The organism is Pseudomonas sp. rhizo66 (assembly GCF_031931925.1).
Lineage (GTDB): Bacteria > Pseudomonadota > Gammaproteobacteria > Pseudomonadales > Pseudomonadaceae > Aquipseudomonas.
This window is the reverse complement of the sequence record NZ_JAUJWZ010000014.1, coordinates 66,055-90,061: the sequence shown is the minus strand read 5'-3', so window position 1 is coordinate 90,061 and position 24,007 is coordinate 66,055. Positions and strand designations below refer to the sequence as shown.

Here is a 24,007-nt window from a genome sequence, read left to right as displayed (position 1 = left end):
TCTCCAATGCCTTGAAAGGAGAAAACCATGGCCCAATTTGAACCCGGTCATTTGCATATCGAGCGGCACGCGTTGACCCCGGACGATGTCAGTTACAACGTACACCTCGACTATGAAGTGTTCACCGATCCGCAAAAAGGCAAAGGCATCCAGTTCACGATGCATGGCAACCTTCAGGGAAAAGACATGAAAGAAACCTTCTTCCTGCCCAAGGAGGAGGCCTACAACTTCGCCAACAACGTGACGCGAATCGCCGAGAAATATGGCATACCCAGAACCCACAGCCAGATCGGCTCGGTGCACAAGCATTACGATCTGATGTTTGAAGACATTCGCAAGCAGCTCGATATGAAATCCGGCGACCCGGTCAATCTTGAGCATTTTGAGTAAACCTTGAAAAGCCCCTCACCCTAGCCCTCTCCCCGAGGGAGAGGGGACTGATTGGGGGATGCTCTAGAGTTACACCGACCTGACCTTGCTTTACCGAATCCATAATCGACTGGTTCTTTCAGGTCGATGTCAAACCTCAGACACCTCGGCCCCCTCTCCCCCTGGGAGAGGGCTGGGGTGAGGGGACTGATTGGGAGATGCTTCGGAGTTACGCCGACCTGAACTCGCTTTACCGAATCCATAATCGACTGGTTCTTTCAGGTCGATGTCAAACCTCAGACACCTCGGCCCCTTCTCCCCCTGGGAGAGGGCTGGTGAGGGGACTGATTGGGAGATGCTTCGGAGTTACGCCGACCTGAACTTGCTTTACCGAATCCATAATCGACTGGTTCTTTCAGGTCGATGCCAAACCTCAGACACCTCGGTCGGCCCCCTCTCCCCTTGGGAGAGGGCTGGGGTGGGGACTGATTGGGAGATGCTTCGGAGTTACGCCGACCTGAACTCGCTTTACCGAATCCATAATCGACTGGCTACTTCAGGTCGATGTAGAACCCAAGACACCTCGGTCAGCCCCCTCTCCCTCCGGGAGAGGGCTGGGGTGAGGGTGCTTTTGCTTTCACCTCTCTCCAAGCCCAAGGCATACTTGCCACCCTCCGCTCTGCAGATCACTGAACCGCCCCATGCGTATCCACGTCAGCTTCATCGACCGCGTCGGCATCACCCAGGAAGTCCTGGCTATCCTCGGTGGGCGCAATCTCAATCTGGATGCGGTGGAGATGATCCCGCCGAACGTCTACATCGACGCACCGACCCTGAGCCCGCAAGTGCTCGAAGAACTGAAAGATGCGCTGTTCCGGGTGCTCGGCGTGGAAGCGGTGACCGTGGTCGACATCCTCCCCGGCCAGCGTCGGCATTTGCAGCTCGACGCATTGCTGGCGGCAATGACCGATCCTGTTCTGGCGCTCGACAGTGCCGGCAAGGTGCTGCTGGCCAACCCGGCGTTGATCGCGATGTACGGTCGCGAACCGGCCGGCGAGAGTGTCGCGGAACTGTTCAACGATCCCGCGCTGCTCGACACCTTGCTCGAAAATGGCTTCCGTCTGCCGCTGCGCGAGATCACGGTCAACGGCCAGACCCTGCTGCTCGACGCCACGCCGATCACCGACGCCGGCGCCTTGCTGACCTTGTATCAACCCAACCGCATCGGCGAACAACTCTCGGCGCTGCACCACGACCACGCCGAAGGTTTCGATGCACTGCTCGGCGAATCCCCGGCGATCCGCACGCTCAAGGCTCGCGCCCAAAGAGTCGCCGCCCTTGACGCACCGCTGTTGATTCAAGGCGAAACCGGCACTGGTAAGGAACTGGTCGCCCGCGCCTGCCACGCCATCAGCGCTCGCCACAGTGCACCGTTTCTTGCCCTCAACTGCGCGGCGCTGCCGGAGAACCTCGCCGAGAGCGAACTGTTCGGCTACGCCCCCGGCGCCTTCACCGGCGCGGCGCGCGGCGGCAAACCGGGGCTGATGGAACTGGCCAACCAGGGCACGGTGTTTCTCGATGAGATCGGCGAAATGTCGCCGTACTTGCAGGCCAAGCTGCTGCGCTTCTTGAACGACGGCAGCTTCCGTCGCGTGGGCGGTGATCGCGAAGTGAAGGTCAACGTGCGCATCCTCAGCGCGACTCACCGCGACCTGGAAAAAATGGTCAGCGAGGGCTTGTTCCGCGAAGACCTGTTCTACCGCCTCAACGTGCTCAACGTCGAAGTCCCGCCGCTGCGCGAGCGCGGCCAGGACATTCTGTTGCTGGCGCGATATTTCATGCAGCAGGCTTGCGCGCAGATTCAGCGCCCGGTCTGCCGCCTCGCCCCGGGGACTTACCCGGCGCTGCTCGACAATCGCTGGCCGGGCAACGTGCGGCAGTTGCAGAACGTGATCTTCCGCGCGGCGGCGATTTGCGAGAGCAGCCTGGTGGATATCGGCGATCTCGACATTGCCGGCACCTCGGTGGCACGTCAGGCGGACAGCGATGTCGACAGCCTTGAACAAGCGGTGGAGGCGTTCGAAAAAACGCTGCTGGAAAAACTCTACGTCAGCTATCCCTCGACCCGCCAACTGGCCAGCCGCCTGCAAACTTCGCACACCGCCATCGCCCATCGACTGCGCAAATACGGCATTCCCAATAAACCCTGACTCACCCAAATCCCCTGTAGGAGCTGCCGAAGGCTGCGATCTTTTGATCTTGATGTTGAAAAAAACACAGTCAAAAGATCGCAGCCTTCGGCAGCTCCTACACTAGGCATATCTGCTTCAAAAACGACCTCCACCTGTACTGAAAGCGCTACAGCGGAACGATATCGCTACACCCTCCGCCAGTCACCGCCGTGCAAGGCTTTGATCCCGTTCAGCTTTTTTCCCTGCCCCACGCTGTAGCGATTTCGCTACACCCACACCCTCAGCCACAACCTAAAAAATCCACAAGCCATTGTTTTATATAGAAAAACTCACATTGGCCGCGATCTTGCTAATCAACTCCTCATAAATAAGGGCTTCCCTGCCCAAGCCTTCCACCGCGTCCACCAGACGAGTCTGGCCCCCTGAGGAGTTTCCATGAGCGAGTTGCGTTTTACTGAAGATCACGAATGGCTGCGCACCGAAGCTGACGGCAGCGTTACTGTCGGCATCACCGCTTTCGCGCAGAACGCCCTGGGCGACGTGGTGTTCGTGCAACTGCCTGAGCTGCAGGCTTACGAAAAAGGCGCCGAAGCCGCCACCGTCGAATCGGTAAAAGCCGCCAGCGGCGTATACATGCCCCTCGATGGCGATGTGCTGGAAGTGAACCCGGCGTTGGAAAACGCCCCGGAACTGGTCAACGAAGATCCGCTGGGCGAAGGCTGGTTCTTCCGCTTCCAGCCTGCCGACGCATCGGCCGTGGCCAAACTGCTCGATCAAGACGCCTACGACCGCCTGATCAAAGCCCAAGCCGAAGCCTGAGGAATAACGACATGACCCAAGTAAACCTCGGCACCGCCAACGAATTCATCGCCCGTCACATCGGCCCGCGCGCCGGTGACGAGCAAGCCATGCTCAACAGCCTCGGCTTCGATTCGCTCGAAGCCCTGAGCGCCAGCGTCATCCCGGAAAGCATCAAGGGCACCAGCGTGCTCGGCATGGACGACGGCCTCAGCGAAGCCGATGCCCTGGCGATGATCAAATCCATCGCCGGCAAAAACCAGCTGTTCAAGACCTACATCGGCCAGGGCTACTACAACTGCCACACGCCGTCGCCGATCCTGCGCAACCTCCTGGAAAATCCGGCCTGGTACACCGCTTACACCCCGTACCAGCCAGAAATTTCCCAGGGCCGTCTCGAAGCGCTGCTGAACTTCCAGACGATGATCAGCGACCTCACCGGCCTGCCGATCGCCAACGCATCCTTGCTCGACGAAGCCACCGCCGCTGCCGAAGCCATGACCTTCTGCAAACGCCTGAGCAAGAACAAGGGCAGCCACCAATTCTTCGCCTCAATCCACAGCCACCCGCAAACCCTCGACGTGCTGCGCACCCGTGCCGAGCCGTTGGGCATTGAAGTTGTGGTCGGCGACGAGCGTGAACTGACTGACGTAACGCCGTTCTTCGGCGCGCTGCTGCAATACCCGGCGAGCAACGGTGATGTGTTCGACTACCGCGAACTGACCGAGCGCTTCCATGCCGCCAACGCGCTGGTCGCCGTGGCTGCCGATCTGCTGGCCCTGACCCTGCTGACCGCGCCGGGCGAGTTCGGCGCGGACGTCGCCATCGGTTCGGCACAACGCTTCGGCGTGCCGCTGGGCTTCGGTGGCCCGCACGCTGCTTATTTCTCGACTAAAGATGCGTTCAAGCGCGACATGCCGGGCCGCCTGGTCGGTGTCTCGGTTGACCGTTTCGGCAAACCGGCGCTGCGCCTGGCGATGCAAACCCGCGAGCAACACATCCGTCGCGAGAAGGCCACGTCGAACATCTGTACCGCGCAGGTGCTGCTGGCCAACATCGCCAGCATGTACGCCGTCTACCACGGCCCGAAAGGCCTGACCCAGATCGCCAACCGCGTGCATCACCTGACCGCGATTCTGGCGAAGGGTCTGACCGCGCTGGGCGCTAACGTCGAACAAGCCAGCTTCTTCGACACGCTGACTGTAGCCACCGGCGCACACACCGCAGCGCTGCACGACAAGGCGCACGCTGCGCAGATCAACCTGCGCGTGATCGACGCTCAGCGTCTGGGCCTGTCGGTCGACGAAACCACCACCCAGGCTGACATCGAAACCCTGTGGAGCCTGTTCGCCGACGGCAAGACCCTGCCGGACTTCGCTGCGCTGGCTGCTTCGGTGCAGAGCACCATCCCTGCTGCGCTGGTGCGTCAGTCGCCGATCCTCAGCCACCCGGTGTTCAACCGTTATCACTCGGAAACCGAGCTGATGCGCTACCTGCGCAAACTGGCGGACAAGGATCTGGCGCTGGATCGCACCATGATCCCGCTGGGCTCGTGCACCATGAAACTCAACGCCGCCAGCGAAATGATCCCGGTGACCTGGGCCGAATTCGGCGCCCTGCACCCGTTCGCTCCGGCCGCGCAAAGTGCCGGCTACCAACAACTGACCGATGAACTGGAAGCGATGCTCTGCGCCGCCACCGGTTACGACGCGATCTCGCTGCAACCGAACGCCGGTTCGCAAGGCGAATACGCAGGCCTCTTGGCGATCCGCGCCTATCACCAGAGCCGTGGCGATGAGCGCCGCGACATCTGCCTGATCCCGTCGTCCGCTCACGGCACCAACCCAGCCACCGCCAACATGGCTGGCATGCGCGTGGTCGTGACTGCCTGCGACGCCCGTGGCAACGTCGACATCGAAGACCTGCGTGCCAAAGCCATCGAGCACCGCGAACACCTCGCTGCGCTGATGATCACTTACCCGTCGACCCACGGCGTGTTCGAAGAAGGCATCCGCGAAATCTGCGGGATCATTCATGACAACGGCGGCCAGGTGTACATCGACGGCGCCAACATGAACGCGATGGTCGGCCTCTGTGCACCGGGCAAGTTCGGCGGCGATGTTTCGCACCTGAACCTGCACAAAACCTTCTGCATCCCGCACGGCGGTGGCGGCCCGGGCGTCGGCCCGATCGGCGTGAAGTCGCACCTGACCCCGTTCCTGCCCGGCCACGGCCAGATGCAACGCAAGGAAGGCGCGGTCTGCGCAGCACCGTTCGGCAGCGCGAGCATTCTGCCGATCACCTGGATGTACATTCGCATGATGGGTGGCGCCGGCCTGAAACGCGCTTCGCAGCTGGCGATCCTCAACGCCAACTACATTTCCCGTCGCCTCGAAGAGCACTACCCAGTGCTGTACACCGGCAGCAACGGCCTGGTGGCGCACGAATGCATTCTGGATCTGCGTCCATTGAAAGACAGCAGCGGCATCAGCGTCGATGACGTCGCCAAGCGCTTGATCGACTTCGGCTTCCACGCCCCGACCATGTCGTTCCCGGTAGCGGGCACGCTGATGATCGAGCCGACCGAAAGTGAATCCAAAGAAGAACTGGATCGCTTCTGCGACGCCATGATCCGCATCCGCGAAGAAATCCGCGCGGTGGAAAACGGCACGCTGGACAAGGACGACAACCCGCTGAAAAACGCCCCGCACACGGCGGCGGAGCTGGTTGGCGAGTGGACCCACCCGTACAGCCGCGAACAAGCGGTGTACCCGGTAGCGTCGTTGATCGAAGGCAAATACTGGCCACCGGTCGGTCGTGTCGACAACGTATTCGGTGATCGCAACCTGGTCTGCGCCTGCCCGTCGATCGAAAGCTACGCTTAAAAGAATAAGGGGCGGGAAAACCTGCCCCTTTCTCCAGAACACCACGGATTCCTGTGGGAGCTGGCTTGCCAGCGATGAGGGTGGATCAGTCTCAATCTCTGCTGCCTGACACACCGCCATCGCTGGCAAGCCAGCTCCCACAATGAACGCATCAAGCCTGATATTTCGCCAATTCCTATAACAAGAAACCGGAGAACCACTCATGTCGTTAAGCGTGTTCGACCTGTTCAAGATTGGCATCGGCCCTTCCAGCTCCCACACCGTCGGCCCGATGCGTGCTGCTGCGCGTTTCGCCGAAGGTCTGCGCCGGGAGAACCTGCTGACCACCACCGCCAGCGTACGCGTCGAACTGTACGGTTCCCTAGGCGCCACCGGTAAAGGACACGGCAGCGACAAAGCCGTGCTGCTCGGCCTCGAAGGCGAACATCCCGATACCGTTGATACCGAAACCGTCGCCGCGCGCCTACAAGAAATTCGCGGCAACGGCCGCTTGAACCTGCTCGGCGAACACAGCATTGCGTTCAACGAGAAAGAACACCTGGCAATGATCCGCAAGCCGCTGGCCTATCACCCCAACGGCATGATCTTTCGCGCCTTCGATGCCGCGGGGATTCAGATTCGCAGCCGCGAGTACTACTCGGTCGGCGGTGGTTTCGTGGTCGACGAGGATGCTGCCGGTGCCGACCGCATCGTCGAAGACGCCACGCCGCTGACCTTCCCGTTCAAAAGCGCCAAGGACTTGCTCGGTCATTGCGCCACCTACGGTCTGTCGATCAGTCAGGTGATGCTGACCAACGAAAGCGCATGGCGCCCGGAGGCGGAAACTCGCGCCGGCCTGTTGAAAATCTGGCAGGTGATGCAGGACTGCGTCGCTGCGGGCTGCCGTAACGAAGGTATTTTGCCCGGCGGGTTGAAGGTCAAACGTCGTGCGGCGGCGCTGCATCGGCAACTGTGCAAAAACCCCGAATCGGCGTTGCGCGATCCGCTGTCAGTGCTCGATTGGGTCAACCTCTACGCGTTGGCGGTCAACGAAGAAAACGCCAATGGCGGACGTGTGGTCACTGCCCCCACTAACGGCGCGGCGGGGATCATTCCGGCGGTGCTGCATTACTACATGCGCTTTATTCCCGGCGCGAATGACGACGGCGTCGTGCGTTTTCTACTGACCGCAGCGGCCATCGGCATTCTCTACAAGGAGAACGCTTCGATCTCCGGCGCTGAAGTCGGCTGTCAGGGCGAAGTCGGCGTGGCCTGTTCGATGGCGGCCGGTGCGTTGTGCGAAGTGCTCGGAGGCAGCGTGCAGCAAGTCGAGAACGCGGCGGAAATCGGCATGGAACACAACCTCGGCCTGACCTGCGACCCGATTGGCGGGTTGGTGCAAGTGCCGTGCATCGAGCGCAATGCCATGGGCTCGGTGAAAGCGATCAACGCGGTGCGCATGGCCATGCGGGGCGACGGCCAGCATTTCGTCTCCCTCGACAAAGTCATCCGCACCATGCGCCAGACCGGCGCCGACATGAAAAGCAAATACAAAGAGACCGCCCGCGGCGGTCTGGCGGTCAACATTATCGAATGCTGATCAAGCCCCCCTCTCCCTCCGGGAGAGAAACGTAATTAACTCCCTCTCCCTCCGGGAGAGGGCTGGGGTGAGGGGCACTTGATCTTGCCCCAAATCCCGAACCACACTTTCAAGGAGCCACGCATGTCCACCGAACAACTGTCGAAAACCCCGCTGCACGCTCTGCATATCGAACTCGGCGCCCGCATGGTGCCGTTCGCCGGCTATGACATGCCGGTGCAATACCCGTTGGGCGTGATGAAAGAACACCAGCACACCCGTGACCAGGCCGGGCTGTTCGACGTCTCGCACATGGGCCAGATCCGCCTGACGGGCGCCAACGCCGCCAAAGCCCTGGAAACCCTGGTACCGGTGGACATCATTGACCTGCCGGTGGGCATGCAGCGTTATGCGATGTTCACCAACGACAACGGTGGCATTCTTGATGACCTGATGGTCGCCAACCTCGGCAACGACGAACTGTTCCTGGTGGTCAACGCCGCGTGCAAGGATCAGGACCTGGCCCACCTGCAAAAACACATCGGCGATCAGTGCACCATTACGGCGCTGTTCGAAGAGCGCGCTCTGCTGGCATTGCAAGGTCCGGCGGCGGTCACCGTGCTGGCGCGGCTGGCACCGGAAGTGGCGAAGATGACTTTTATGCAGTTCAACCGCGTGCAACTGCTGGGTGTCGACTGTTTTGTCAGCCGTTCGGGCTACACCGGTGAAGACGGTTTCGAAATCTCGGTGCCGGCCGCTGATGCAGAAAAACTCGCCCGCGCCCTGCTCGCCGAACCGGAAGTCCAGGCCATCGGCCTCGGCGCCCGCGACTCGCTGCGTCTGGAAGCCGGCCTGTGCCTGTACGGCCACGACATGAACACCGAAACCACGCCAATCGAAGCCAGCCTGCTGTGGGCGATCTCCAGGCCGCGCCGCGCTGATGGCGCGCGGGCCGGCGGTTTCCCTGGGGCGGAGCAGGTTTTCGCTCAGCAACAAAATGGTGTCGCACGCAAACGCGTCGGTCTGCTGCCGCAAGAACGCACGCCAGTGCGTGAAGGTGCGGAAATCGTCAACGAAGCCGGCGAAATCATCGGCAGTGTGTGCAGCGGCGGCTTTGGTCCGACCTTGGGCGGGCCGTTGGCGATGGGTTACCTCGACAGCGCGTATGTCTCGCTCGATACACCGGTTTGGGCAATCGTGCGTGGGAAAAAGGTGCAAATGCTTGTAAGCAAAATGCCATTTGTTCCACAACGCTACTATCGCGGTTGATTGACTGTTTCTATAAGTAACGCGATTGCGTTATGCGTGCACTAATGTGTAACGCAATCGCCACAAAAAAGTGCATTTTCTAACATCTGATTCGAATATGAACTTTGCTTATAACGTTCGAAAACATTTGAACAAGCTATTCGTCCAAGCCGCACTAGTGGACAGACTAAGTGCCAGCAAGCGCAGGAAAACCGGGGCCTTCACGGGGCTTGTTTTTTCTCCCGTAGTTGGCGTAGAGTTTCCCCACTGTGTTTGCATGGGTCAGCTTGGAATCGTGACCTGGGCAGTAGCCTACAAGTTAGCTACATCCCGTTCGACGTCTTCTTACTCTCCTGCAACCAGCCCCAGTACTCTTTCATGAGAAAGAGACTGTCATCAATTTATGCGTCAAAGGAAATAAGAAATGTCCACACGTCAGAGCGGTACCGTCAAGTGGTTTAACGACGAGAAAGGTTTTGGTTTTATCACTCCAGAAAGCGGTCCGGATCTGTTCGTGCATTTCCGCGCTATTCAGGGCAACGGCTTCAAGAGCCTGAAAGAAGGCCAGAAAGTGACCTTCGTTGCTGTGCAAGGCCAGAAAGGCATGCAGGCTGACGAAGTACAAGCAGAAGCCTGATCTTCTGATACGAAAAAGCCCCTGATATTGATATCAGGGGCTTTTTTGTGCGCGCTAATCCGTAAAATGGCGCTTCATTTTGCGCCCAGAGGCTGCCATGTCGAAAAACCTGCTCACCCCACAGGGCGATTTTCCTGCCGCTGGCCTCGGCCGGCGTCTGGCTGCGATGTTCTATGACTTCTTGCTGTGCACCGCCCTGCTGATTGTCACCGGATTCGTCTACAAGTTGATCCAGGCAGCAATAATTGGCGAAGAGCGCCTGCGGGCGATGACCGACGCCGGGCAACTGGACGGCGATCCACTGTACTCGACGGTGCTGGTGTTGGTGCTGTTCGCATTCTTCGCCAAGTTCTGGACCCATGGCGGGCAGACGCTCGGTATGCAGGTGTGGGGCATTCGTGTGCAGAACGCCAATGGCACGGCAATCAGTCTGTGGCAGGCGCTGTTGCGGTTTATGGTGTCGATTGCGTCGTGGCTGTGCGTGGGGCTGGGATTCTTCTGGTCGCTGTACGACAAGCAGAAGCGCACGTGGCATGACATCTATTCCGACACTCGCGTCGTCCGAATCCCGAAAAAGACCAAGTAACTTCCAGACTCTGAAAAACACTGTGCGAGCGAGCCTGCTCGCTCCCACAGGTTTTGTGGCGCTTTTCAGAATTCAGGCGTTACCGGCCAGCTTCATCCGCGCTGCCTGGGTGAAGTCCAGCATGCGCTTCAACGGGCGGATCGCTTGGGGAATCAACGCTGGATCAACAAAGATCTCGTTGGTCCCTTCCTTCAAGCTCTTGAGCGTGCGCTCAAGGGTGTTCATGGCCATCCACGGGCAATGTGCGCAACTGCGGCACGCAGCACCGTTACCGGCGGTTGGTGCTTCGATGAAGACCTTGTCCGGGCACAACTGCTGCATCTTGTAGAAGATGCCACGGTCGGTCGCGACGATCAGGGTCTTGTTTGGCAGCGATTGCGCAGCAGCGATCAACTGGCTGGTGGAACCGACGGCGTCCGCCAGTTCGATCACCGAAGTCGGCGACTCGGGATGCACCAGAATCGCCGCGCCCGGGTACAGCGCCTTCATGTCTTCGAGCTGCTTGGACTTGAATTCTTCGTGAACGATGCAGGCACCGTCCCAGAGCAGCATGTCCGCGCCGGTCTTGCGCTGAATGTAGGTGCCGAGGTGTTTGTCCGGGCCCCAGATAATGGTCTCGCCGTTGTCCATCAGGCTCTCGACAATCTCCAGCGCGCAACTCGACGTCACCACCCAGTCTGCCCGGGCTTTGACCGCCGCCGAGGTGTTGGCGTAAACCACCACCGTGCGCTCCGGGTGCTGATCACAAAACGCCGAGAACTCGTCCACCGGGCACCCCAGATCGAGTGAACAGGTCGCGTCCAGCGTCGGCATCAGCACGCGTTTTTCCGGGTTGAGAATCTTCGCGGTCTCGCCCATGAACTTCACGCCGGCGACCACCACGGTCTTGGCCGGGTGAGCGTTGCCGAAGCGAGCCATCTCCAGGGAGTCGGACACACAGCCGCCGGTTTCTTCGGCCAGAGCCTGAATCACCGGGTCGCAATAAAAGTGGGCCACCAGCACCGCGTCCTGAGCCTTGAGCTCGGCGGCGATGGCGGAACGGTAATAAGCCTCTTCCTCGGCGGTCAGCGGTTTGGGCTGTTTGGCATCGAGGTGAGCTTGAACCAGAAGGCGTTCGGAAATCTGCGTCATGTTCGCAAGACCTGCAGGCGCTTTCGCGCGAAAGTCGAGTATACACCCGGCTCCGGACCGCTTGAGGGTACCGCCGGGAGAGTGAGTATTATCAGGCACGGACAGCATTGAAGCTGCGCAAGGCTACAGAATATCCCGTTGATACAAAAGATGATTCTGACCTGCGTCAGCGCTGCGGGTATTGAAATAACGCAGAGCGAAATTACAGGCAAAAAAAAACCCGGAAATCCTCACTTTCGTGGGCCTTCCGGATTTTCTAAACCGCCAAATATGGTGGGTCGTGTGGGATTCGAACCTACGACCAATTGGTTAAAAGCCAACTGCTCTACCAACTGAGCTAACGACCCGCTGTGTGGTGGCGCGTATAATACTGATTTTTAAGGACTATTCAACACCTTTTTGAAAATAATCAAAAATAAGGTGTTGGGTCGTCCACACCAGCTGCCGCGAAGCCTTCTGCGCGCAGGCGGCAGCTATCGCATTTGCCGCACGCGCGGCCCTCATCGTCGGCCTGATAGCAGGAGACGGTGAGGCCATAATCTACGCCGAGCTTCACACCCGCCTGAACGATTTGCGCCTTGCTCAGGTTCTGCAGTGGCGCCTGAATCCGGAAGCCATTGCCTTCAACGCCGGCTTTGGTGGCCAGATTGGCCATGCGCTCGAACGACTCGATGAACTCCGGACGGCAATCCGGGTAACCGGAATAGTCCACGGCGTTGACACCAATAAAGATGTCACGTGCGCCAAGCACTTCTGCCCAGCCCAACGCCAGAGACAGGAACACCGTGTTACGCGCCGGCACATACGTCACCGGAATGCCTTCGCCCAACTCTTCCGGGATGTCGATGCTGCTGTCGGTCAGTGCCGAGCCGCCCATGCCATTAAGGTTGAGGCCAATCACTTTGTGTTCGATCACACCCAGGTCGCGGGCGACGCGGGCAGCGGCGTGCAACTCGGCATGGGAACGCTGGCCGTAGTCAAAGCTCATGGTGTAGCAGCGGTAGCCTTCGGCGCGAGCCATGGCCACGACGGTGGCCGAATCGAGGCCGCCGGACAACAAGATGACGGCACGTTTTTCAGTGGAATTCAGTTGTTCTGTCATATCAGCGCCCCGGCTCGTCATTCCATAGATATTTATGCAGCTGCAATTGCAACCGTACTGGCAGGTTGTCCGCTACCACCCAGTCCGCCAGATCTCGAGCATTGAGGTCATGGTGGCTTGGGGAAAACAGCACTTCACCGGCACGTCGATCAAGACCGTACTGAATCAGCTTGGAGACGGCCCAGTCATAGTCGTCGCGCGAGCAGATGACAAACTTCACCTGATCGTTGGGCGTCAGCAGTTCGATGTTCTCGTAACGGTTGCGATGCGCTTCTTTCGAGTCCGGCGTTTTCAGATCGACAACGCGACTGACGCGCGGATCGACGGCCGAAATGTCGAGGGCACCGCTGGTTTCCAGCGAGACCTCGTAACCGGCATCACACAACTGTTTGAGCAATGGAATGGCATTGGGTTGTGCCAGCGGCTCACCGCCGGTGACACAGACGTAGCGCGGACGAAATCCGGCCACTTGCTCGAGGATGTCGTCGAGGGTGCGCACGGTACCGCCACTGAAGGCATAGGCGCTGTCGCAGTATTGGCAACGCAGAGGGCAACCGGTCAGGCGCACAAAAACCGTGGGCAGCCCGGCAGTCCGCGTTTCCCCCTGCAACGAGTAGAAAACTTCGGTGATTCTCAATGTGTCTTGCATAGTCGCCACGGGCGTAACAGCTAAACAGGCTGTCCGCCTCCGTCAGGCACTTCAGGCAATCCCGCCAACGCGTAGACCGCAAGAAGCGTGTTTCAGAAAAAGGGCGTGAATTCTAACGAAAAAACCCGCGACAAGCGCGGGTTTCTTCCAAACGGGTCAAGCTTGCTTACATGCGTTGCAGATCGCGTTGAGCCAACTGAGCGGCGGAGGTACCCGGGTATTGGGCTACCACCTGTTGCAGAATGCCTTTGACCTTGTCGGTATGACCGAGGCGGCGCTCTACATCAGCCAGCTTGTACAGCGAGTCAGGCACTTTGGCATGCTTGGGATACAGCTGCGAAACCTTGGCGAAAGCCTGACCTGCGCCTTGCAGATCGCCCTTGGCCAGATTGACTTCGCCCAGCCAGTACTGGGCGTTGCCCGCGTATTGGCTGTTCGGGTATTTGCGCAGGAAAGCGGCAAAAGCCTGGCTGGCCTTGTCGAAATCCTTGGCTTTGATCAGGTCGAAAGCGGCATCGTAATACAGCTTTTCCTTGGCCGGATCACCCGGTTCACTGCTTGCAGCAGGTGCCTGGGCAGCAGCCCCGGCGCCAGCGGCAGCACCGGCAGCAGCACTTGCATCGCCACCGGCAGAAGAATTCTCAGGAGTCGCGGCAGGTGCAACGCCGGATCCTATGCGCCGATCAAGATCCTGGTATCGCTCCAGGGATTCCTGCTTCATGCGCGCAACCTGATTCTGCAGTTCTTCAATCACACCTTGCTGGCGCGATATCTGATCCTGCATTTGTTGCAGTTGGTTGAACAGCATGCCTTGTGCCGAGGCAGGGGCCGAAGCCGCTCCCCCGGCATAGGCGCCGTTCGTACCGTAACCTGCAGGCGGATAACTGCTCCCGCTATTGTTATAACCGGAGTTGTCATCGACCACAGGAACCGCAGCCCACGCCGCAAGCGGCGCGAGGCTGAGAGCCAGAACAGTTACAGCACGACGGCACGTTCGCATATCGAATTACTTACGCAGTTCGACGCGACGGTTTTGAGCCCAGGACTGCTCGTCGTTGCCGGTAGCAACTGGACGCTCTTCGCCGTAGGAAACCAGTTCCAGCTGAGCTGGGGAAACACCTTGCAGTACCAGGTAGCGCTGAACGGCTTTCGCACGACGCTCGCCCAGTGCCATGTTGTACTCACGAGTACCACGTTCGTCGGTGTTGCCTTCCAGAACAACGCGAGCGCCGTTTGCTTTCAGGTCTTTGGCGTGAACGTCCAGAGCGCGCATGGCTTCTGGCTTCAGGTCCGAGCTGTCGTATTCGAAGTAGAAGGTGGTGATTGCGCGCAGAGCAGCTTCTTCGCTCAGGGAACCGTCAACGGCACCAGTGTTTGCGCCGTAACCAGCGTTTGGATCAACAGCGCCTTCACCGGCGTTGTCGCCGCCTTTGGACGAGCAACCTACAGCTACAGCCATGGCCAGAGCCAGCGCAGCAAATTTACCAAACTTCAGCATTTCCATCGTGAAACTCCTAATGAACCCCAGTGTGTTAAGTAAAACGTGTAGCGCCCGCTCACTTCAGGTAAGGGGACCAGGACGGTTCTCTGACTTCGCCTTGAGCGGTAGGAAGCGGGAGCCTAACGCGTCCGTTAATGGACACGAGCATCAAGACTCCCCGGCCCTGCTGGCGGGTGGCGTAGATTACCATGGTGCCGTTGGGCGCAACAGTAGGTGACTCGTCCAGAGTGCTATCAGTGAGGATCTTTACACTACCTCGCTGCAGATCCTGAGCTGCCACCTTGAAATTGGTGAAGCCATCCTGACGGTGGATCATCACCAAAGTCTTTTCATCGGCCGAAAGTTTCGGGTTGGCGTTGTAGTTACCCACAAACGTTACACGCTCGGCACCACCGCCACTGGCGCTGGTTTTGTAGATCTGTGGCTTGCCGCCGCGGTCCGAGGTGAAGTAGATGGTCGAACCATCCTTGCCCCAGTACGGTTCGGTGTTAATGCCAGGACCTGCGGTCACACGAGTGATCTGACGCGAAGCCAGGTTCATCACGTAGATGTCCGGGTTACCGTCTTTCGACAGTACGAACGCCAGACGATTGCCATCCGGCGACCAGGCGGGCGCACCATTCAGGCCTTCGAAGTTGGTGATCTGCTCACGGCGACCGGTGTCGATGTTCTGCATGAAGATACGCGGCCGCTTCTGCTCGAACGACACATAGGCGATGCGCTTGCCATCCGGTGCGAAACGCGGCGACAGGATCGGCTCGCGCGATTGCAGCAGAGTCACCGCACGGGCACCGTCGTAGTCCGAGCGCTGCAGGGTGTAGCGCGTGTTTTTCTCGGAGAAACGCTCGGCCGTCACGTACAGCAGACGAGTCGAGAACGCACCTTCGATACCGGTCAGTTTCTGGAACGACTGATCGGAGATGTAGTGCGCCATGTCACGCAGTTGCTCGGTTGTACCGGAAACACTGCCGTCAGCCACTTTTTGTTCGGTGGCCACGTTGAACAATGCCCACTGCACCTGCAGACGACCGCCTGCTGGAACAATGCTGCCGACCATCATGTATTGAGCACCCACCGCCTTCCAGTCACGGAAGATGATTTCGCTTGGCTGGCTTGGCTGGCTGATCATGTTTTGCTTTGGAATCGGCGAGTAGTAGCCCGAGTTGCGCAAATCGTTACCAATGATTTCAGCCATGTCATCCGGCAGCACAGCACCGCCCTGGAAACCGAACGGTACAACGGCGATCGGGGTTGCCCGATCGCTGCCGCTGGTAACCAGAATGTTCTTTTCATCTGCCATCGCGATCCCTGCCATGCAGCAGATCACGACCAGCATTCCTCGAAGAAGGTTTCTCACAAGGCTAGATCCTCAGGTGTGAATGTCATCTTGAATGAACGATACGGAGCAAAATCGCTCGGCTTCATTCCCTGCATTTCTGTCAAACGTCCAATATTCTTCACCGCTGCCACTGCCGACGCATCGAACGGACCATCACCACTGGACTTGGCCACGCTGACCGAAGTCACCGTACCGTCCGGCAACATACCGATCTGCAGTACAACGGTCATGCCTTTGCGTGCCGAAGGTGGGCGAGCCCAGCCTTCTGCCGCTCGCGCACGAATCAGGTCATCGAAACTGCCCGCGACTTCGTCACCCTGCTCATCGGCCAAAGCCTGCTGGCGCTGCGGCGTGTCGGAAAGCAAATCGGCCAAGGCCTGAGCCTTTTTGTCTTCGGTCGATTTACGTGCCGCTTCCTGCGCTTTCTTCTTCGCAGCATCGGCAGCAGCTTTCTTCTTCGCTTCATCGGCGATTTTCTTCTTCGCCTCTTCAGCTTCAGCTTTCTTCTTGGCGTCTTCGGCGGCTTTCTTCTTCGCGTCTTCGACGATCTTCTTCTTGGCTTCTTCAGCGGCCGCTTTCTTGGCCTCTTCTTCAGCAGCCTTTTTCGCTTCTTCTTCGGCTTTCTTCTTGGCTATATCAGCCAATTGTTTCTCTTCGGCCTTCTTGGCTTCGGCTTTCTTCGCGTCGTCAGCTTTCTTGGCTTCATCAGCCTTCTTCGCTTCGTCCGCTTTTTTAGCCTCATCGGCCTTCTTGGCTTCCTCGGCCTTTTGAGCCGCTTCTTCTTTCTTTTGTTCCGCAGCCTTCACCGCTTCCTGCTCGACCTTCTTCTGCTCCATCTGCTCGACTTCGGTCTGGCGCGCGGCGGATTTCTTCGCCTCACCCGCAATCTTCTGATTGGTCTGGGTGGTTGCCTGACTTTTCGATTTCAGTTGGTAGAGGGTTGCCTGGACAATCGGTTTGGCCGGCGGCAGCTCTGGTGTGAAGGCAAAACTGACGAACAGCATGCCGAACACCAGCACGTGCAGCACAATTGCCAGAACACTAGGCCAGAAGTAGCTTTCCGAGGCGGACGGCTCTCGCTGTTGCTGCATCAGGGGGCCTCGGTAATCAAACCAACATTACCGACCCCGGCTTTCTGCAACCCGCCCATGGCGCCCATGACGGAACCATAGTCGACGGTCTTGTCACCGCGGATGAAGACCTGGGTACGCTTGCCGCCTTCAGTGCCGGCACGAATGATCTTGGTCACCGCGTCGGTCATTTGCGGCAGGGTCATGGCCCTGTCCTGTTGCTTCTCGGTATCGACTTCGCTGCCAAGGTTCCAGTAATAGGTCTTGTCAGCCTTGATCGAAATGGTCAGGACCTGAGTGTTGTTGTCCTGCGGCAAGGCTTCGCTGGAAACCTTGGGCAGATCAACTTTCACGCCCTGATTGAGCATCGGCGCGGTCACCATGAAGATGACCAGCAGTACCAACATCACGTCGATGTAGGGCACCACGTTCATCTCGGCGACCGGCTTGCGCTTTTTGCGAGCTCGAGCGATTAAAGCCATTGGAAATTACCTGCTTATTCTTCGCTGGTGTGCACTTTGCGGTGCAGGATCGCCTGGAATTCATCGGCGAAGGTGTAGTAGCGGCCCAACAAGGTTTCGCTGCGAGCGGCGAACCGGTTGTAAGCGATTACGGCAGGGATCGCGGCGAACAGACCGATCGCGGTGGCGATCAGGGCTTCGGCGATACCCGGGGCCACAGTGGCCAGGGTCGCTTGCTGGGCGCTGGCCAGACCGCGGAAGGAGTTCATGATGCCCCATACGGTACCGAACAGACCGATGTACGGGCTCACCGAACCGACGGTGGCGAGGAACGGCAGGCTCTGCTCCAGTTTCTCTTCTTCGCGGGAGATGGCTACGCGCATGGCACGGGCCACGCCTTCCATGACCGCTTCAGGGTCGACACCTGGCTGCTGACGCAGACGGGAGAACTCTTTGAAGCCAGCGCGGAAGATCTGCTCGACGCCCGAATCCGGGTCCGGGTTGCTACCCGCCTGACGGTACAGCTTGGACAGGTCGATACCCGACCAGAAGCGCTCTTCGAAGCTCTCCAGGGCGCGTCGACCGGCGCGCAGCAGATTGCTGCGCTGAAAGATCATGATCCATGAGGTCACCGATGCGGCCACCAGGGTCAACATTACCAACTGCACCACGATGCTGGCATTGCTGACCAGGCTCCACATGGAGGAATGGTCGACGACGTTAGCTTCCACGCTTTATCTCCTGCTTTGAGTGTGTACCCGGGCCGACCGCGTCGGCGAAGGCCGCACGCAAGTCTTCGGGAAGGGCCCGGGGTTTCAAACTGTTAGTGCGCACACAGGCCACCAGAAACTGCCCTTCACAGAGCAGCACATTATCCGTAGCCCGCCTGACCTGCTGTTTGAAGCGCAGGCTGGCACGGTTCAATTCGATTACTTCAGCGCTTACCAGCAGTTCGTCGTCCAGTCGCGCCGGCGCGTGATAGCGCGCTTCGCTGGAGTGCACGACAAACAACAGGTCCTCCCCTGCCAGCAGCGATTGGGCAAAGCCCAGTTCGCGGAGCCGCTCGGTTCGAGCCCGTTCCATAAACTTGAGGTAATTAACGTAATACACGATGCCGCCCGCATCGGTGTCCTCGTAATAAACGCGACAACGATGTGCGAACGGCCCAAGCCCGTTTTGCGCGCGCATACTCTAGTGCTTACTCCTCAGGTTGCCAATCCGGCCAGGCAACTGTTTTTCATGGTTTCAGGGCTTTACCGCAAAAGTACCGTCCTATGACCGTACAAACCCTGAATAAATCGACAAAAAATGTGTATCAATCGTCCACGGCATCGAGAAACTCGTCTGCCACGGGCATTTCACCCATTCGTGACGGGATGTTTAAACCGAAGTGCAGGTACGCATGCCGCGTCACCACCCTGCCCCGCGGTGTGCGCATGATGTATCCCTGCTGGATCAGGTACGGTTCCAGAACATCCTCAATGGTGTGGCGCTCTTCACTGATCGCAGCGGCGAGGCTGTCGATACCCACCGGGCCGCCGTCGAACTTCTCGATCATGGTCAGCAGTAAACGCCGGTCCTGATGATCGAAACCGTGTTCGTCGACATCCAGCAGGTTCAGCGCCAGGTCCGCCACCGCTTTGGTGATATGGCCCTTGGCGCGCACCTCGGCGAAGTCACGCACCCGGCGCAGCAAACGGTTGGCGATCCGCGGTGTACCCCGGGCGCGGCGCGCAATTTCGAACGACCCTTCCGGGTCCAGAGGCAGACCGAGAATAGCTGCAGAACGACTGACAATCGTTGCCAGATCGGCCGTGCTATAGAACTCAAGACGCTGGACGATACCGAAGCGGTCACGCAACGGATTGGTCAGCATGCCGGCGCGAGTCGTCGCGCCCACCAGAGTGAATGGTGGCAGATCGAGCTTGATCGAACGCGCGGCCGGCCCTTCACCAATCATGATGTCGAGCTGAAAATCCTCCATCGCCGGGTACAGCACTTCTTCAACAATCGGCGACAGGCGATGAATTTCGTCGATGAACAACACATCGTGCGGCTCAAGATTGGTCAGCAACGCCGCCAGATCCCCCGGACGTTCCAGCACCGGACCGGACGTACTCTTGATCGATACGCCCATTTCCTGGGCGATGATGTTGGCCAGGGTGGTCTTGCCCAGACCCGGCGGGCCGAAGATCAATGTGTGGTCGAGGGATTCGCTACGGCCACGGGCGGCCTGGATAAACAGCTCCATCTGCTCGCGCACGGTAGGCTGGCCGATGTAGTCGGCCAGACTGACCGGGCGAATGGCCCGGTCCTGGACTTCCTCGCGCTCGCGCGGACTGTGCGCGGCGGCGATCAGACGATCAGCTTCAATCACTTAAATCATTCCCTTCAGGGCACGGCGGATCAGGTCTTCACTGCTCAAATTCTTGTCCTTGATAGCGGTAATTGCCTTGCTCGCTTCCTGCGGCTTGTAACCCAGGGAAATCAGCGCGCTGACCGCATCGTTCTCGGCGGTGTTGACCGGCGCCGGACCATCCGGCTGATTCGGGACCAGCGCGAACATCGCCGGCGAGGTTTCCCAGGCCTTGAAGCGGTCTTTGAGCTCGACCAGCAGGCGCTCGGCGGTTTTCTTGCCGACGCCCGGCACCTTGGTCAACGCCGAGGTGTCCTGAGACTGCACGCAGCGGATCAGTTCGTCGACTTCAAGACTCGACATCAAAGCCAAGGCCAATTTTGGCCCGACACCGTTGAGACGGATCAACTCGCGAAAAAAGTCTCGCTCACGCTTGCCGGCAAAACCATAGAGTAATTGCGCGTCTTCGCGTACGACCAAATGGGTGTGCAAGGTCAGCGGTTCACCGACCGACGGCAGGCGATATAGCGTGGTCATGGGCACTTCCAGCTCATACCCGAGGCCGTTTACATCCAGAATCAGGTGCGGCGGCTGTTTTTCAGCCAGGGTGCCGCGCAAGCGTCCAATCACGTTTCAGATCCTTGAGCGTTGGCCAGCCGTGGGCTGGCGACTGTCGAAAGGCGGATTTCGGGCCGACGACCCAGGCGCAAAAACCGGCTTTCAGGAAAATTGATGCTGATGCTATCAGAGACGCAGGCGCCCGCCACGACTGCGTGCCGTTCCCAAACCGTGCGGCAGCAGACTGGAGCGCGTATGTGCGTGGCAAATGGCAATGGCCAGGGCGTCCGAGGCATCGATTTGCGGTTTGCTGGTGAGCTTGAGCATGTGCATGACCATCATCTGCACCTGCTCTTTATTTGCAGCGCCGGTGCCGACCACGGCCTGCTTGACCTGAGTGGCGGTGTATTCGGCAATCTCCAGGCATTCCTCAGCGCCAGCGACAATCGCTGCACCGCGCGCTTGCCCCAGCTTCAGCGCCGAATCGGCGTTTTTCGCCATAAAGACTTTTTCGATGCCCATGGTCACCGGGCCATACGTCTGGATGATCTCGCGTACACCGCGATAGACAATTTGCAAACGCTCATGCAACTCGCCCGAACCGGTACGGATGCAGCCCGAGGCCACATAAATGCAGCCACCACGCCCGGTATCACGAACAATCCCGTAACCGGTAATGCGCGAACCCGGGTCGATACCAAGAATTAAAGTCATAACGCCTGCAGAAATTGATGCGAAAGCCGAGGGTACATGTAGGAGCTGACGAAGGCTGCGATCTTTTGATCTTTAAAAACAGAAAGATCGCAGCCTTCGGCAGCTCCTACTGATGAAGTGTAGAGCCAGCAAAAACTGCGACCTTGCTATTTGCATCAACCGAGCTGAGCGGCCACGTCTTCCGGAATATCCGCGTTGGAATACACGTTCTGCACGTCATCCAGATCCTCAAGCATGTCGATCAGCTTGAGCACCTTCTCCGCGCCTTCCAGATCCAGTTCGGCGCTGGTGGTCGGCTGCATGACGATTTCCGCGTCATCGCCCTTGAATCCGGCGGCTTCCAGCGCGTTGCGCACGGCGTAGAAACCGGTGAACGAGGTGAACACATCGATCGAGCCGTCTTCGTGGCTGACCACGTCGTCGGCATCGGCTTCCAGTGCCGCTTCGGTCAGGGCATCTTCATCGACGCCCGGCGCGAAACTGATCTGGCCTTTGCGCTCAAACAGGTAGGCCACCGAACCGTCGGTGCCGAGGTTGCCACCGCACTTGCTGAACGCATGGCGCACGGCTGCTGCGGTGCGGTTGCGGTTGTCGGTCATGCACTCGACCATCACCGCCACGCCGCCCGGGCCGTAACCTTCGTAGGTCAGCTCTTCAACGTTATCCGCTTCGGTGGCACCGGCGCCGCGCGCAACGGCACGGTCGATGATGTCACGGCTCATGTTCGCGCTCAGCGCCTTGTCCAGGGCCAGACGCAGACGCGGGTTGGAACCCGGATCACCGCCGCCCTGACGGGCCGCAACGGTCAGTTCGCGGATCCACTTGGTGAAGATCTTGCCTCTCTTGGCATCCTGACGTTCTTTGCGGTGCTTGATGTTCGCCCACTTGGAATGACCTGCCATAACTCGCTCCGAATTCTCTTTGAAACGTTGCCCGCCCTGCTCATGCAGCGGCCAGCCAACAAAAAATCTCGACCTGCTCTCTATAGAAAGAAAAAAGGCGCATCCGAAGATGCGCCTTCAGGCCCGTCTTACTCAGCCTTTGGCGTTTCGCGCAAACGAATGTGCAGCTCGCGCAATGCCTTGGCATCCACCACACCCGGCGCTTGCGTCATGACGTCGGCAGCACTCTGGGTTTTCGGGAAGGCAATCACTTCACGGATCGACTGGGCGCCGGTCATCAGCATCACCAGACGGTCCAGACCGAAGGCCAGACCACCGTGCGGCGGCGCACCGTACTTCAGCGCGTCGAGCAGGAAGCCGAACTTCTCTTCCTGTTCCGCTTCATTGATACCCAGCAGACGGAACACCGCTTGCTGCATTTCCTTGCGGTGGATACGGATCGAACCGCCACCCAGCTCGGTGCCGTTCAACACCATGTCGTAGGCGCGCGACAGAGCGCCAGCCGGGTTGGCTTCCAATTCTTCAGGAGAGCATTTCGGCGCGGTGAACGGGTGGTGCAACGCGGAGAAGCTGCCGTCGTCGTTTTCTTCGAACATCGGGAAGTCGACGACCCACATTGGCGCCCACTCGCAGGTCAGCAGCTTGAGGTCGTGACCGAGCTTGATACGCAGTGCGCCCAAGGCTTCGCTGACGATCTTGGCCTTGTCGGCGCCGAAGAACACGATGTCGCCATCGACTGCGCCAACGCGATCGAGGATCACGTTCAGCTTGTCTTCAGGGATGTTTTTCACGATCGGCGATTGCAGACCGTCAACACCGGCAGCGCGCTCGTTGACCTTGATGTACGCCAGGCCCTTGGCACCGTAGATGCCGACGAACTTGGTGTAATCGTCGATCTGCTTGCGTGGCATGCTCGCCCCGCCAGGAACGCGCAATGCAGCGATACGGCATTTCGGATCGTTGGCCGGGCCGCTGAATACTTTGAATTCAACTTCTTTCAGTTGATCGGCAACGTCGACCAGTTCCAGCGGGTTACGCAGGTCTGGTTTGTCGGAACCGTAACGGCGCATAGCTTCTTCGAAGGTCATGTGCGGGAAATCGCCGAATTCCAGACCCAGCACTTCCTTGAACAGGTTGCGGATCATTTCTTCGGTCAGACCCATGATCTCTTTTTCATCGAGGAAGCTGGTCTCGATGTCGATCTGGGTGAATTCAGGCTGACGGTCAGCGCGCAGGTCTTCGTCGCGGAAGCACTTGGCGATCTGGTAGTAGCGGTCAAAACCGGCAACCATCAGCAGTTGCTTGAACAGCTGTGGCGATTGCGGCAAGGCGAAGAACGAACCGGCGTGGGTACGGCTTGGCACCAGATAGTCACGCGCGCCTTCAGGGGTGGCACGGGTCAGGATCGGCGTTTCGACGTCAAGGAAGCCGTTCTCGTCGAGGAAGCGACGGATGCTGGTGGTCATGCGCGAACGCAGACGCAGCTTCTCGGCCATTTCCGGGCGACGCAGATCAAGGAAGCGATAACGCAGACGGGTTTCTTCGCCGACGTCGGAGAACTCGTTCAGCGGGAACGGCGGGGTTTCCGACTCGTTCAGCACTTCCAGTTCGTAGCCCAGCACTTCGATCATGCCCGACGCCATGTTGGCGTTGGTGGCACCGGCCGGACGCAGACGAACCTTGCCGGTGATCTTCACGACGTACTCGCTGCGCACGCGATCGGCGGCGGCGAAGCTCTCGGCGCGATCCGGATCGAAAACCACCTGGGCCAGACCGTCACGATCACGGATATCGAGGAAAATCACCCCGCCGTGGTCGCGACGACGGTGAACCCATCCGCAAAGGGTAATTTCCTGGCCTTCCAGGCTTTCGTTCAGTTGGCCGCAATAGTGGCTGCGCATCATGATAATGGTTCGCTTCTCGTCATTCGATATTCGGTGGAGATCCCGCT

The 24,007-nt window shown here is 59.0% G+C and carries 23 protein-coding genes and 1 tRNA gene; 8 read left to right on the top strand and 16 right to left on the bottom strand.

Translation table 11 applies throughout. The features are described 5' to 3' along the window. The first annotated feature begins 27 nt into the window (after positions 1–27). The 8 genes from QZR14_RS17595 to QZR14_RS17560 all read left to right on the top strand — a co-directional run bounded on the left by QZR14_RS17595 (position 28) and on the right by QZR14_RS17560 (position 10,273). Complete coding sequence (locus QZR14_RS17595) at positions 28–390, top strand: DUF5064 family protein (protein WP_250607508.1); 363 nt, start codon at positions 28–30, stop codon at positions 388–390. 680 nt (positions 391–1,070) lie between these two features. Continuing rightward, positions 1,071–2,579 (top strand): sigma-54-dependent transcriptional regulator, encoded by a 1,509-nt coding sequence (locus QZR14_RS17590; protein ID WP_311997241.1) that lies wholly within the window; start codon positions 1,071–1,073, stop codon positions 2,577–2,579. A 417-nt stretch (positions 2,580–2,996) separates the two neighbouring features. Next, entirely contained in the window at positions 2,997–3,380 is a 384-nt protein-coding gene (gcvH, locus tag QZR14_RS17585) for a glycine cleavage system protein GcvH (RefSeq protein ID WP_250607512.1), read from the top strand. A gap of 11 nt (positions 3,381–3,391) precedes the next feature. Then, complete coding sequence (gene gcvP / locus QZR14_RS17580) at positions 3,392–6,244, top strand: aminomethyl-transferring glycine dehydrogenase (RefSeq protein WP_311997240.1); 2,853 nt, start codon at positions 3,392–3,394, stop codon at positions 6,242–6,244. A 202-nt stretch (positions 6,245–6,446) separates the two neighbouring features. Continuing rightward, positions 6,447–7,823, top strand: coding sequence for an L-serine ammonia-lyase (locus QZR14_RS17575; RefSeq protein ID WP_127929513.1), 1,377 nt, complete (start codon positions 6,447–6,449; stop codon positions 7,821–7,823). 123 nt (positions 7,824–7,946) lie between these two features. Next, positions 7,947–9,071 carry a glycine cleavage system aminomethyltransferase GcvT gene (gcvT, locus tag QZR14_RS17570; RefSeq protein WP_311997239.1) on the top strand — a complete coding sequence of 375 codons (1,125 nt, stop codon included), beginning with the start codon at positions 7,947–7,949 and terminating at the stop codon, positions 9,069–9,071. 403 nt (positions 9,072–9,474) lie between these two features. Further along, positions 9,475–9,687: a cold-shock protein gene (locus tag QZR14_RS17565; protein WP_003227496.1), complete on the top strand. Its 213-nt coding sequence runs from the start codon at positions 9,475–9,477 to the stop codon at positions 9,685–9,687. 97 nt (positions 9,688–9,784) lie between these two features. Beyond that, entirely contained in the window at positions 9,785–10,273 is a 489-nt protein-coding gene (locus tag QZR14_RS17560) for an RDD family protein (RefSeq protein WP_311997238.1), read from the top strand. A gap of 72 nt (positions 10,274–10,345) precedes the next feature. On the opposite strand, the gene nadA is transcribed toward QZR14_RS17560, so the two are convergent. From nadA to aspS, 16 genes are all read right to left on the bottom strand, one after another. Continuing rightward, positions 10,346–11,404, bottom strand: coding sequence for a quinolinate synthase NadA (gene nadA, locus QZR14_RS17555; RefSeq protein ID WP_311997237.1), 1,059 nt, complete (start codon positions 11,402–11,404; stop codon positions 10,346–10,348). A 271-nt stretch (positions 11,405–11,675) separates the two neighbouring features. Then, positions 11,676–11,751, bottom strand: a tRNA-Lys gene (locus QZR14_RS17550). Between the two features lie 62 nt (positions 11,752–11,813). Beyond that, positions 11,814–12,506, bottom strand: a complete 693-nt coding sequence (queC, locus tag QZR14_RS17545; protein ID WP_250607520.1) for a 7-cyano-7-deazaguanine synthase QueC — start codon at positions 12,504–12,506, stop codon at positions 11,814–11,816. A gap of 1 nt (position 12,507) precedes the next feature. Beyond that, on the bottom strand, positions 12,508–13,155 hold the full coding sequence (gene queE, locus QZR14_RS17540) for a 7-carboxy-7-deazaguanine synthase QueE (RefSeq protein WP_108183611.1): 648 nt from the start codon (positions 13,153–13,155) through the stop codon (positions 12,508–12,510). Between the two features lie 166 nt (positions 13,156–13,321). Next, positions 13,322–14,155 (bottom strand): tol-pal system protein YbgF, encoded by an 834-nt coding sequence (ybgF, locus tag QZR14_RS17535; protein ID WP_007912724.1) that lies wholly within the window; start codon positions 14,153–14,155, stop codon positions 13,322–13,324. A 6-nt stretch (positions 14,156–14,161) separates the two neighbouring features. Next, positions 14,162–14,659: a peptidoglycan-associated lipoprotein Pal gene (gene pal / locus QZR14_RS17530; RefSeq protein ID WP_003178634.1), complete on the bottom strand. Its 498-nt coding sequence runs from the start codon at positions 14,657–14,659 to the stop codon at positions 14,162–14,164. Between the two features lie 52 nt (positions 14,660–14,711). After that, on the bottom strand, positions 14,712–15,992 hold the full coding sequence (gene tolB / locus QZR14_RS17525) for a Tol-Pal system beta propeller repeat protein TolB (RefSeq protein ID WP_250607590.1): 1,281 nt from the start codon (positions 15,990–15,992) through the stop codon (positions 14,712–14,714). 17 nt (positions 15,993–16,009) lie between these two features. Further along, positions 16,010–17,086 (bottom strand): cell envelope integrity protein TolA, encoded by a 1,077-nt coding sequence (gene tolA, locus QZR14_RS17520; protein ID WP_250607522.1) that lies wholly within the window; start codon positions 17,084–17,086, stop codon positions 16,010–16,012. Continuing rightward, positions 17,086–17,538: a protein TolR gene (gene tolR, locus QZR14_RS17515; RefSeq protein ID WP_161806672.1), complete on the bottom strand. Its 453-nt coding sequence runs from the start codon at positions 17,536–17,538 to the stop codon at positions 17,086–17,088. The genes tolA and tolR overlap by 1 nt, the downstream gene beginning before the upstream one ends. 23 nt (positions 17,539–17,561) lie before the next feature. Continuing rightward, positions 17,562–18,257 (bottom strand): protein TolQ, encoded by a 696-nt coding sequence (tolQ, locus tag QZR14_RS17510; RefSeq protein ID WP_008080223.1) that lies wholly within the window; start codon positions 18,255–18,257, stop codon positions 17,562–17,564. After that, the gene (gene ybgC, locus QZR14_RS17505; RefSeq protein ID WP_250607524.1) at positions 18,247–18,714 is read right to left on the bottom strand and encodes a tol-pal system-associated acyl-CoA thioesterase; all 468 of its coding nucleotides are present in this window, start codon (positions 18,712–18,714) and stop codon (positions 18,247–18,249) included. Before ybgC ends, tolQ begins: the two co-directional genes overlap by 11 nt. Positions 18,715–18,841: 127 nt before the next feature. Beyond that, positions 18,842–19,903 (bottom strand): Holliday junction branch migration DNA helicase RuvB, encoded by a 1,062-nt coding sequence (gene ruvB, locus QZR14_RS17500; protein WP_016983825.1) that lies wholly within the window; start codon positions 19,901–19,903, stop codon positions 18,842–18,844. Then, positions 19,904–20,512, bottom strand: coding sequence for a Holliday junction branch migration protein RuvA (gene ruvA / locus QZR14_RS17495; RefSeq protein WP_003227522.1), 609 nt, complete (start codon positions 20,510–20,512; stop codon positions 19,904–19,906). Between the two features lie 114 nt (positions 20,513–20,626). Then, positions 20,627–21,154, bottom strand: coding sequence for a crossover junction endodeoxyribonuclease RuvC (ruvC, locus tag QZR14_RS17490; protein WP_122507705.1), 528 nt, complete (start codon positions 21,152–21,154; stop codon positions 20,627–20,629). Between the two features lie 155 nt (positions 21,155–21,309). Continuing rightward, the gene (locus tag QZR14_RS17485; RefSeq protein ID WP_250607526.1) at positions 21,310–22,056 is read right to left on the bottom strand and encodes a YebC/PmpR family DNA-binding transcriptional regulator; all 747 of its coding nucleotides are present in this window, start codon (positions 22,054–22,056) and stop codon (positions 21,310–21,312) included. A gap of 128 nt (positions 22,057–22,184) precedes the next feature. Then, on the bottom strand, positions 22,185–23,960 hold the full coding sequence (gene aspS, locus QZR14_RS17480; RefSeq protein ID WP_093430490.1) for an aspartate--tRNA ligase: 1,776 nt from the start codon (positions 23,958–23,960) through the stop codon (positions 22,185–22,187). Positions 23,961–24,007: the final 47 nt, after the last annotated feature.

What these genes read in the sequence shown, in the direction of transcription:
- QZR14_RS17485 (WP_250607526.1), bottom strand. Translation starts at nt 22,056, where the DNA reads ATGGCAGGTCATTCCAAGTGGGCGAACATCAAGCACCGCAAAGAACGT.
- queC (WP_250607520.1), bottom strand. Translation starts at nt 12,506, where the DNA reads ATGACAGAACAACTGAATTCCACTGAAAAACGTGCCGTCATCTTGTTG.
- aspS (WP_093430490.1), bottom strand. Translation starts at nt 23,960, where the DNA reads ATGATGCGCAGCCACTATTGCGGCCAACTGAACGAAAGCCTGGAAGGC.
- gcvP (WP_311997240.1), top strand. Translation starts at nt 3,392, where the DNA reads ATGACCCAAGTAAACCTCGGCACCGCCAACGAATTCATCGCCCGTCAC.
- ruvC (WP_122507705.1), bottom strand. Translation starts at nt 21,154, where the DNA reads ATGACTTTAATTCTTGGTATCGACCCGGGTTCGCGCATTACCGGTTAC.
- tolA (WP_250607522.1), bottom strand. Translation starts at nt 17,086, where the DNA reads ATGCAGCAACAGCGAGAGCCGTCCGCCTCGGAAAGCTACTTCTGGCCT.
- gcvT (WP_311997239.1), top strand. Translation starts at nt 7,947, where the DNA reads ATGTCCACCGAACAACTGTCGAAAACCCCGCTGCACGCTCTGCATATC.
- nadA (WP_311997237.1), bottom strand. Translation starts at nt 11,404, where the DNA reads ATGACGCAGATTTCCGAACGCCTTCTGGTTCAAGCTCACCTCGATGCC.
- gcvH (WP_250607512.1), top strand. Translation starts at nt 2,997, where the DNA reads ATGAGCGAGTTGCGTTTTACTGAAGATCACGAATGGCTGCGCACCGAA.
- QZR14_RS17565 (WP_003227496.1), top strand. Translation starts at nt 9,475, where the DNA reads ATGTCCACACGTCAGAGCGGTACCGTCAAGTGGTTTAACGACGAGAAA.
- QZR14_RS17575 (WP_127929513.1), top strand. Translation starts at nt 6,447, where the DNA reads ATGTCGTTAAGCGTGTTCGACCTGTTCAAGATTGGCATCGGCCCTTCC.
- queE (WP_108183611.1), bottom strand. Translation starts at nt 13,155, where the DNA reads ATGCAAGACACATTGAGAATCACCGAAGTTTTCTACTCGTTGCAGGGG.
- ybgF (WP_007912724.1), bottom strand. Translation starts at nt 14,155, where the DNA reads ATGCGAACGTGCCGTCGTGCTGTAACTGTTCTGGCTCTCAGCCTCGCG.
- QZR14_RS17595 (WP_250607508.1), top strand. Translation starts at nt 28, where the DNA reads ATGGCCCAATTTGAACCCGGTCATTTGCATATCGAGCGGCACGCGTTG.
- QZR14_RS17590 (WP_311997241.1), top strand. Translation starts at nt 1,071, where the DNA reads ATGCGTATCCACGTCAGCTTCATCGACCGCGTCGGCATCACCCAGGAA.
- ybgC (WP_250607524.1), bottom strand. Translation starts at nt 18,714, where the DNA reads ATGCGCGCGCAAAACGGGCTTGGGCCGTTCGCACATCGTTGTCGCGTT.
- pal (WP_003178634.1), bottom strand. Translation starts at nt 14,659, where the DNA reads ATGGAAATGCTGAAGTTTGGTAAATTTGCTGCGCTGGCTCTGGCCATG.
- QZR14_RS17560 (WP_311997238.1), top strand. Translation starts at nt 9,785, where the DNA reads ATGTCGAAAAACCTGCTCACCCCACAGGGCGATTTTCCTGCCGCTGGC.
- tolB (WP_250607590.1), bottom strand. Translation starts at nt 15,992, where the DNA reads ATGCTGGTCGTGATCTGCTGCATGGCAGGGATCGCGATGGCAGATGAA.